The organism is Porphyromonas levii (genome assembly GCF_018206105.1).
Taxonomy (GTDB): domain Bacteria; phylum Bacteroidota; class Bacteroidia; order Bacteroidales; family Porphyromonadaceae; genus Porphyromonas_A; species Porphyromonas_A levii.
The window spans coordinates 36,982-44,485 of the sequence record NZ_JADRGN010000016.1 but is presented as its reverse complement, the minus strand read 5'-3'; the positions used below and the strand labels follow the sequence as shown (position 1 = coordinate 44,485).

Annotated in this window: 5 protein-coding genes and 1 pseudogene; all 6 read left to right on the top strand. The window is 42.6% G+C overall.

From position 1 onward, the window contains the following. Positions 1 to 3,703: pseudogene (locus IX315_RS05000) on the top strand (DUF2958 domain-containing protein); the annotation flags it as partial. 147 nt (positions 3,704 to 3,850) lie between these two features. After that, the gene (locus IX315_RS04995) at positions 3,851 to 4,018 is read left to right on the top strand and encodes a hypothetical protein (RefSeq protein WP_167620630.1); all 168 of its coding nucleotides are present in this window, start codon (positions 3,851 to 3,853) and stop codon (positions 4,016 to 4,018) included. A 47-nt stretch (positions 4,019 to 4,065) separates the two neighbouring features. Further along, on the top strand, positions 4,066 to 4,269 hold the full coding sequence (locus IX315_RS04990; RefSeq protein ID WP_134849834.1) for a hypothetical protein: 204 nt from the start codon (positions 4,066 to 4,068) through the stop codon (positions 4,267 to 4,269). Positions 4,270 to 4,454: 185 nt separating this feature from the next. Then, positions 4,455 to 4,685 (top strand): hypothetical protein, encoded by a 231-nt coding sequence (locus IX315_RS04985; RefSeq protein WP_134849835.1) that lies wholly within the window; start codon positions 4,455 to 4,457, stop codon positions 4,683 to 4,685. A 136-nt stretch (positions 4,686 to 4,821) separates the two neighbouring features. Beyond that, the gene (locus IX315_RS09870; protein ID WP_134849836.1) at positions 4,822 to 5,298 is read left to right on the top strand and encodes a CPBP family glutamic-type intramembrane protease; all 477 of its coding nucleotides are present in this window, start codon (positions 4,822 to 4,824) and stop codon (positions 5,296 to 5,298) included. Positions 5,299 to 5,301: 3 nt separating this feature from the next. Beyond that, a complete protein-coding gene (locus IX315_RS04975; RefSeq protein ID WP_134849837.1) occupies positions 5,302 to 7,482 on the top strand; it encodes a peptidase domain-containing ABC transporter in 2,181 nt (726 codons plus the stop codon). Positions 7,483 to 7,504 lie beyond the last annotated feature (22 nt).

Here is a 7,504-nt window from a genome sequence, read left to right as displayed (position 1 = left end):
TAAAAATGAGCCTATTCGGAGGTATCTAATGGAGCATAGCAACCTCGTCTCTGCACTGAGGCTCCCCTCGGGCATGTTCTCAGAGAATGCAGGGACAGAGGTGGGGAGTGACTTGATTATCCTACAGAAACAGAGTAATAAGCAGGAACTGACTCCCCTGGAGAAGTTCTTTATTGAGAGCTATGCTGTGTCTAAGGGTGATGGCTTTAGTATCGCTTTTACCCACAATGCTCTTTTTGAGGGAGAAGAAGCTCGCCAGCGGATTATTGCTACAGACAAAAGAATAGGAAGCGACCCTTATGGCAAGCCCACTTGGGTTTATACCCACGAAGGCGGTGTAGAGGGGATTGCCAATGAAATTCGGGAGCAACTGACTATAGATATGGGTAAACAATTTGACCTCTCCCTCTATGAGACTGGAGTGCTAGGGCAAAAGAAAGAAGTAAAGCAAGAGGAGCAGGAGGTGGTTCAAAAAGGGGCTGAGAATGCCTACGACCTAATGCCTAAGCCTCTGGAAAAGCTGCTGCCTAAGCTCTATGCCACGGAGAAGATAAAGCTATTGGGCGATAAGATTGCCTATGGACGTTACTTCTTCCCGATGGGTGCCTACACCTCTTATATTCTAGAATATGAACCGAAGGAGGAACTTGGTTTTGGATTGACCACCATGGGCTATGGCTGGGAGTTGGGCTATATGTCGCTGGCAGAGATGAGAGAGGTTAAGGTGATGGGACTATGCATTGAGCGTGACCTTTACTTTGATCCGAAGCCGCTCCATCAGATTGAAGAACTCAAAGAGTACATTGGCGAGCAATACACACAAAAGCAGGAAGTGGAGGAAGAGGTCGCTCCCGAGGGAGTGCCAGTACTCTCACTTCAAAAGCTCTATGAGAAGCAGCAGCATCAGCAGGAGGAGAGGGTTATTCGCACTGACTTTGAAGCACCGAGGGAGATGGGTGGTAAGTTGGTGTACTTTGACGATGATCATCACCCGATAGATGACCCAACGCTGTACGATGAGAGGTCTGAGGCATCCATGCTACCACTTTTTGCTCCAGAGGAATATACCCAATGGACAAAGGAGGTGGATCGGGTCAATAAGGAACTTCAGACTGAGAAGAAAGAGAAGTCAAAACAAAGTGTGGCTAAGCCTGCCTCTCCAAAAAGGAGTGCCAAGAGAGCTACTCCTAAGATGACCCAGCCATCACTCTTCTCTTTTGATGAGGAGGGGGATATTATACCCAATACGGGTAAGCCCATTAAGGAGGTGAAGAAGGTATTTGATACATCTCCTCGACCTTTTCTCTCACTTCCCGATAGTCACCTGCGTGATGGCTCCATTGTGGTTCAGAATGGTCAGATCGGTTTCTTGTCGGGAGTAAAGAGTAGTCCTCTTTTCAATCCGATGGACTTGTCCTATGGACAGCTCTCGAAGCTAAAGGAGTATGTGGAGATAAGGGACAGCTATCACCGTCTTTATGACTATGAGGCTCACAATCGGGTGGAGGATAAGGAGGAGCGACAGAAGCTCAATCGCCTCTACGATGCTTTTGTAGCACAAAGAGGACACTTCAATGACCGCTCCAATGTGGACCTTATCAAGATGGATGCTACTGGGGTAGAGATGCTCTTCTTGGAGCGAAGCATCGATGGAAAGCTGGTTAAGGCAGATATCTTTGACCACCCTACCGCATTCTCGAATGAGGAGCTTACAGTCGTGGCAAACCCTTTGGAGGCACTCTCCGCTTCGCTCAATAAGTTTGGGGAGGTGGACTTGGGCTATATGGCTTCGCTACTCCCCGAAACAGAAGAGAGCGACCTCGTGACCGAATTAGAAGACCGTATCTTCTATAATCCCGAGGTGGGTAACTACGAGATTGCCGATAAGTACATCTCGGGCAATGTCATTGAGAAAGCGGAGCGATTGGAGTCATGGCTCTTGGAGCATCCCGACGTGGAAGAGGCGAAGCGAAGTCTTTCGGCTCTCAAAGCTGCTATTCCTACGCCTGTCCCTTTTGCTGACTTAGACTTCAATCTAGGGGAGCGATGGATCCCGAGTAAGGTCTATTCGCTCTTTGCATCGGATCTCTTTGGCACGGAGGTGGATGTCTCGTACCACGCCAATATGGATGAGTATGCTGTACAGTGTGAGCGTAAGAATGCCAATATATGGAACAAGTATGCGGTGCAGGGAGAGTTTAGGCGGTATGATGGTATCAAGCTATTAGGACATGCTCTGCAGAACACCATCCCCGAAATCAATAAAAGTAAGGAGGTGCCAGACCCTGTATCGGGGATGATGAAGACGATTAAGGTAAGGGATGGGGAGAAGATTCAGCAAGCGAACTCAAAGATTGAAGAGATTCGGCAAAGCTTCGTAGATTGGCTGGGAAGACAGCCTGAGACCTTTAAGGAGCAGATGGCAGAGCGGTACAATAAGCTATTCAATTGCTTTGCCCGTCCCGACTTTGATGGTACACATCAGACTTTTCCTCATCTTGACCTAAAAGGACTGGGTATCCCTGCACTCTATAAGAGCCAAAAGGATGCGGTCTGGATGCTGAAAACAAATGGTGGAGGTATCTGCGACCACGAGGTGGGAGCTGGCAAGACGCTCATTATGTGCGTAGCTGCTTATGAAATGAAGAGACTAGGGCTAGCAAATAAGCCAATGATTATTGGGCTGAAAGCAAATGTCTTTGACATAGCGGACACCTTTCGCAAGGCGTACCCCAATGCCAAGGTGCTTTATCCTGGGAAGAATGACTTTACGAAGCAGAACCGCCAACGCATCTTCAACGACATCAAGAATAATGACTGGGACTGTATCATCTTGACACATGAGCAGTTCGGAATGATTCCACAATCCTTGGAAGTGCAGGAGGCAATTCTCCAAAAGGAGTTGGACTCTGTGGAGGAAAACCTTGAGGTGCTTAGGCAACAAGGGGTGGAGGTATCTCGCAGTATGTTACGGGGGTTGGAGAAGCGAAAGGAAAACTTGGAGGTCAAACTGAAGACCATTGCTGATGACCTTACAGAGCGTAAGGATGACGCAGTGGATTTTAAGCTGATGGGTATTGACCACCTCTTTGTGGATGAGAGTCATCGCTTTAAGAATCTACTCTTTAACACCCGTCACAGTCGGGTAAGTGGCTTAGGTAATCCAGATGGCTCACAAAGGGCTCTCAATATGCTCTTTGCGTTACGCACTATTCAGGAGCGGTCAGGCAAAGACTTGGGGGCAACGTTTCTCTCAGGAACAACCATCAGTAACTCTCTGACCGAACTGTATCTCTTGTTCAAATATCTCCGTCCACAAGCTTTGGAGAAGCAAGGCATCAATACCTTTGATGCTTGGGCGGCCGTATTCGCCAAGAAGTCCACCGACTACGAGTTCTCAGTCACCAATGAAATCATCCAAAAGGAACGCTTTAGGACGTTTATCAAGGTGCCAGAGCTTGCCTCCTTCTATGCGGAGATTTGTGATTACCGGACAGCTAAGGACATTGGGATAGATAGACCTGAAAAGAATGAGATACTGCACAACATACCGCCAACTCCCGAACAAGAAGTTTTTATTACTAAACTGATGGAGTTTGCCAAGACGGGTAATGCCACGCTCTTGGGGCGTGCACCGCTGAGTGAGAGTGAGGAAAAGGCAAAGATGCTCATTGCCACAGACTATGCACGAAAAATGAGAATTAAATATACTTATGGGTGATTATCAGTTATTTAAAAATATATTTCGTACAAAGGGTTACGATTTGGAAACAAGTGAGGTGCTTTTCTCTGCACTACTTTTCCTAACCTTCAAAGAACGCTTTTTCTTTTCAGCAAAGATACAATATTCATGGCAAACAAGAGCGAAAATATAAAAATTACATACTTGATAGAACATTTTTTCAAAGGTCTATCTGAAATATTGGAAACATTTGAAATTAGAGTTGCACTTGATACTGAAATCTACAAATACGAGATAGTTGTTCAAAAATTTGGTCATATTTTATTTTCTTTTTAAGTTTGCCAAAGATTTCAATTTTAGTTTATAACTAACAACTTTAGAAGATGAAAGAATTTGATTTAAATGTAGTGGGTTTAGAACCCTTGCGAGAAGAAGAAGTGAGAGATGTGGATGGTGGAATAGGAGTAGTTACGGGAATTATCCTCGGTGCTGTGGCTGGTGCTTTAGTTAGTACTTTTATAACAGAATTCCAGGATGTTCGAGAAGGTTGGAGTGATGGTATCAATGGAAGAAAACCGAGACACTAGAACTGAAAGAAAGATAATGAAGCCCGTCCTCTTAATTTTGATGGCTGTAGGTATAGGATTATTAGTCTCAGTGATTTTTTTGTACGGTCCTGACCTTATTAGAGGTGTTATTCGCTTTTTTCAAAAATAAGGAGGAAAGAGCTTTATTTAGATAACTATACTTTAATGGTAAACAACAGAGTTTTATGGAAAGATTAGATTTTTTTGAAAATTCAGGAATCAACGGGCTTGAAGACCTTACCCTTAATGAATATGTGGAGTTCAGCGGAGGCGAATCTCTATGGTATTGGATTGCATATGGTGTAAGTTCTGGTGCTAGAGCTGTTGGTCAAGCAGCCAAATACGTAATGGAAAAGAACGTGGAAATGATTGTAGAACAAGGCGGTTATAATATGTTAACAGTGCCTTTTAAGTAAACCTTACTGATGGTTTGATTCTTGAGGATAGACTTCAGTAGATTACTAGAGAGGTCTTACCGATAAGTTGCACTTGAGGAGGATAAGTTTATATTATCTTCCTCAAGAGTTTTTCTTGTAAGTTTTATAGTATGGTATGAACAAGATTTTTAGGTGGCTTACAAATGTTCCAGCCCTACTATTTGTGAGTATTTTCTGGGCTGTCGGGTGTCTTTGGAATGTTTCTTTTAATATGTTGGTTAGGTTTAGTGGTATTCAACTACCTTCATCACAAAACTTAGATCCACCTCAGAGTGTTTTTGATTACGCCATTGTTATTCTTATAACCCCTCTGATTGAGACTGCACTTTTTCAAGCACTCCCATATTATTTATTGAGTAAGATAGATTTCTTCCGAAAGCGAATGTGGCTTATTATTATGACTACTGGTCTTGTATTTGCTTTGTTGCATTTTTACTCAATGGTATATGTTATATTTGCCTTTTTCCCTGGGATACTCCTCGTATTTGGCTATCATCTACGCCAAGGGAATCATCCGCTTGCGTCGATATATACGGTCCATTTATTGATAAATGCTACTCCTCTTGTGTACGAGCTAATCTTTACAACCTAGTTTATGAGTGTAATCGAGATAAAGCAACACGATATAACAGATTGTGGTGCAGCTTGCCTAGCATCAATTTCGGCTTACTATGGATTGTCGATGCCGATTGCTCGAATACGCCAAATGGCATCCACAGATAGAAAGGGTACAAATGTATTGGGGTTAATCACAGCTGCGGAGAAGCTCGGCTTTATGACCAAAGCGGTGAAGTCTTTGAGGCAGGATGGCACCCCAAACCTAGAGCCACTAGGAAAGATACCCTTGCCCGCTATTGCTCATACTATTGTTGATGGTAGGTTGCAACATTATGTGGTGATATATAAGTTCACTGATAAGTGGGTGCAGATAATGGATCCCTCTAGTGGAAAGTTGGAAAAATGGTCACTAGCTAAGTTAGAGGAGAGGTGGACTGGTATCTTGGTGATTTTGCTGCCTGATGAGGAGGCCTTTCGGAAAGAGGATAAGAAGGTTTCAATTACTAGTCGGTTATTGTATTTGCTCAAGCCTCACAAAAGAGTTATTATCCAATCTATATTTGGATCTCTTGTGTATACTATACTGGGATTGGGGACTTCTATATTTGTACAGAAGATTGTAGACTTTGTTCTTCCCAACCATAACAATAACCTATTGAACCTCATGGGTGTTGTTATGGTAATAATACTTGCACTTAGTCTTTTTATCAACTACTGTAAGTCAATATTTATGCTTAAAATAGGGCAGAAAATTGATATAAGATTAATTCTCGGTTATTATAAGCATATGATCAGATTACCACAATCTTTCTTTGATAATATGCGTACTGGGGAGCTAATATCAAGAATCGGGGATGCTATGAAAGTGCGATCATTTATTAGTGGCACACTATTATCTTTGATTACGGGGGTATTTACTATTCTTTTTGCTTTTGCTTTGATGTTTACCTACTATTGGAAGTTGGCACTGATAATACTACTCGCAATACCATTGTATGCTACAATTTATTGGATATACAATAAGGCAAATAAGAAAACCCAAAGAAGAATAATGGAAGAAGCAGCGAATTTGGAGTCTCATCTCGTCGAGTCTATCAATGTGGTGCGAACTATCAAGAGCTTTGGAGTAGAAGAATTTGCCAATATCAAGACCGAGACTAAATTTGTAGCGCTTTTGAATACCGCATATAGATCTGGGGTGAATGCTCTAAGTGCAGGTACTGCTTCTATGGTGATCTCGCAGTTGTTCACAATCGTTCTATTGTGGGCTGGGTCTGTATTTGTATTAGACTATGAGATTACTCCTGGTGAATTGCTCTCTTTTTATGCCTTGATTGGGTACTTTATTGGACCTATTGGGGGTCTTATAGGGATGAATCTTGAATTTCAAGATGCCAAAATCGCTTCAGATCGTTTGTTCGAAATCATGGACTTGGAAGTAGAGGATGAAGAGCAAAAAATAAGCATTGGTGATGAACATGTAGGAGACATTAGCTTCGAGAATGTTTCTTTTTCCTATGGGACACGTGCCAAAATCTTTGAGAGCCTTGATCTGCAAATCAAGAAAGGTAGCATTACAGCGATTGTAGGAGAGAGTGGATCGGGTAAATCTACCCTTGCCTCATTATTACAAAATCTATATCCCTTGACTGAAGGACGCATCAAGATTGGGGAGATTGATATAAAGCATATTGAAAATAGTATTTTGCGAAATATTATCGGTGTAGTGCCACAGAAAGTAGATTTGATTGAGGGATCTATTCTTGAAAATATTGCGTTGGGTGATAGTACACCTAATGTCCAAAGAATAGTAGATGTGTGTAGCTCTATTGGGATGCTTGACTTTATCCAGAATTTGCCTAATGATTTTGCAACTAATGTAGGTGAGAATGGCGTGAAACTTAGTGGAGGCCAGAGGCAAAGATTGGCTATAGCTCGAGTGCTGTATAGAAATCCTAAAGTAGTTGTGATGGATGAAGCAACTTCGGCACTAGACTCCAAGAGCGAACAGTATGTAAAGGATGCAATCGTGAGAATGAAGCAGGAGGGTCGAACTATATTAATTATTACCCATCGATTAGGAACTATAACTGATGCTGATAAAATAGTGGTGTTGGATGATGGAAAAGTGGTGGCAGAAGGTGTACATTCGAATTTAATGGAGAATTCTGAGGTCTACAAAAGGCTATTTCACTTGCAAATGACGGGTTCTATTTAGTTTTACTATGTTCGTTGTGTTT

Excerpts from the sequence above, each read along its gene's own strand:
- IX315_RS04985 (WP_134849835.1), top strand. The coding sequence starts at position 4,455 with ATGGAAAGATTAGATTTTTTTGAAAATTCAGGAATCAACGGGCTTGAA.
- IX315_RS04975 (WP_134849837.1), top strand. The coding sequence starts at position 5,302 with ATGAGTGTAATCGAGATAAAGCAACACGATATAACAGATTGTGGTGCA.
- IX315_RS04995 (WP_167620630.1), top strand. The coding sequence starts at position 3,851 with ATGGCAAACAAGAGCGAAAATATAAAAATTACATACTTGATAGAACAT.
- IX315_RS04990 (WP_134849834.1), top strand. The coding sequence starts at position 4,066 with ATGAAAGAATTTGATTTAAATGTAGTGGGTTTAGAACCCTTGCGAGAA.
- IX315_RS09870 (WP_134849836.1), top strand. The coding sequence starts at position 4,822 with ATGAACAAGATTTTTAGGTGGCTTACAAATGTTCCAGCCCTACTATTT.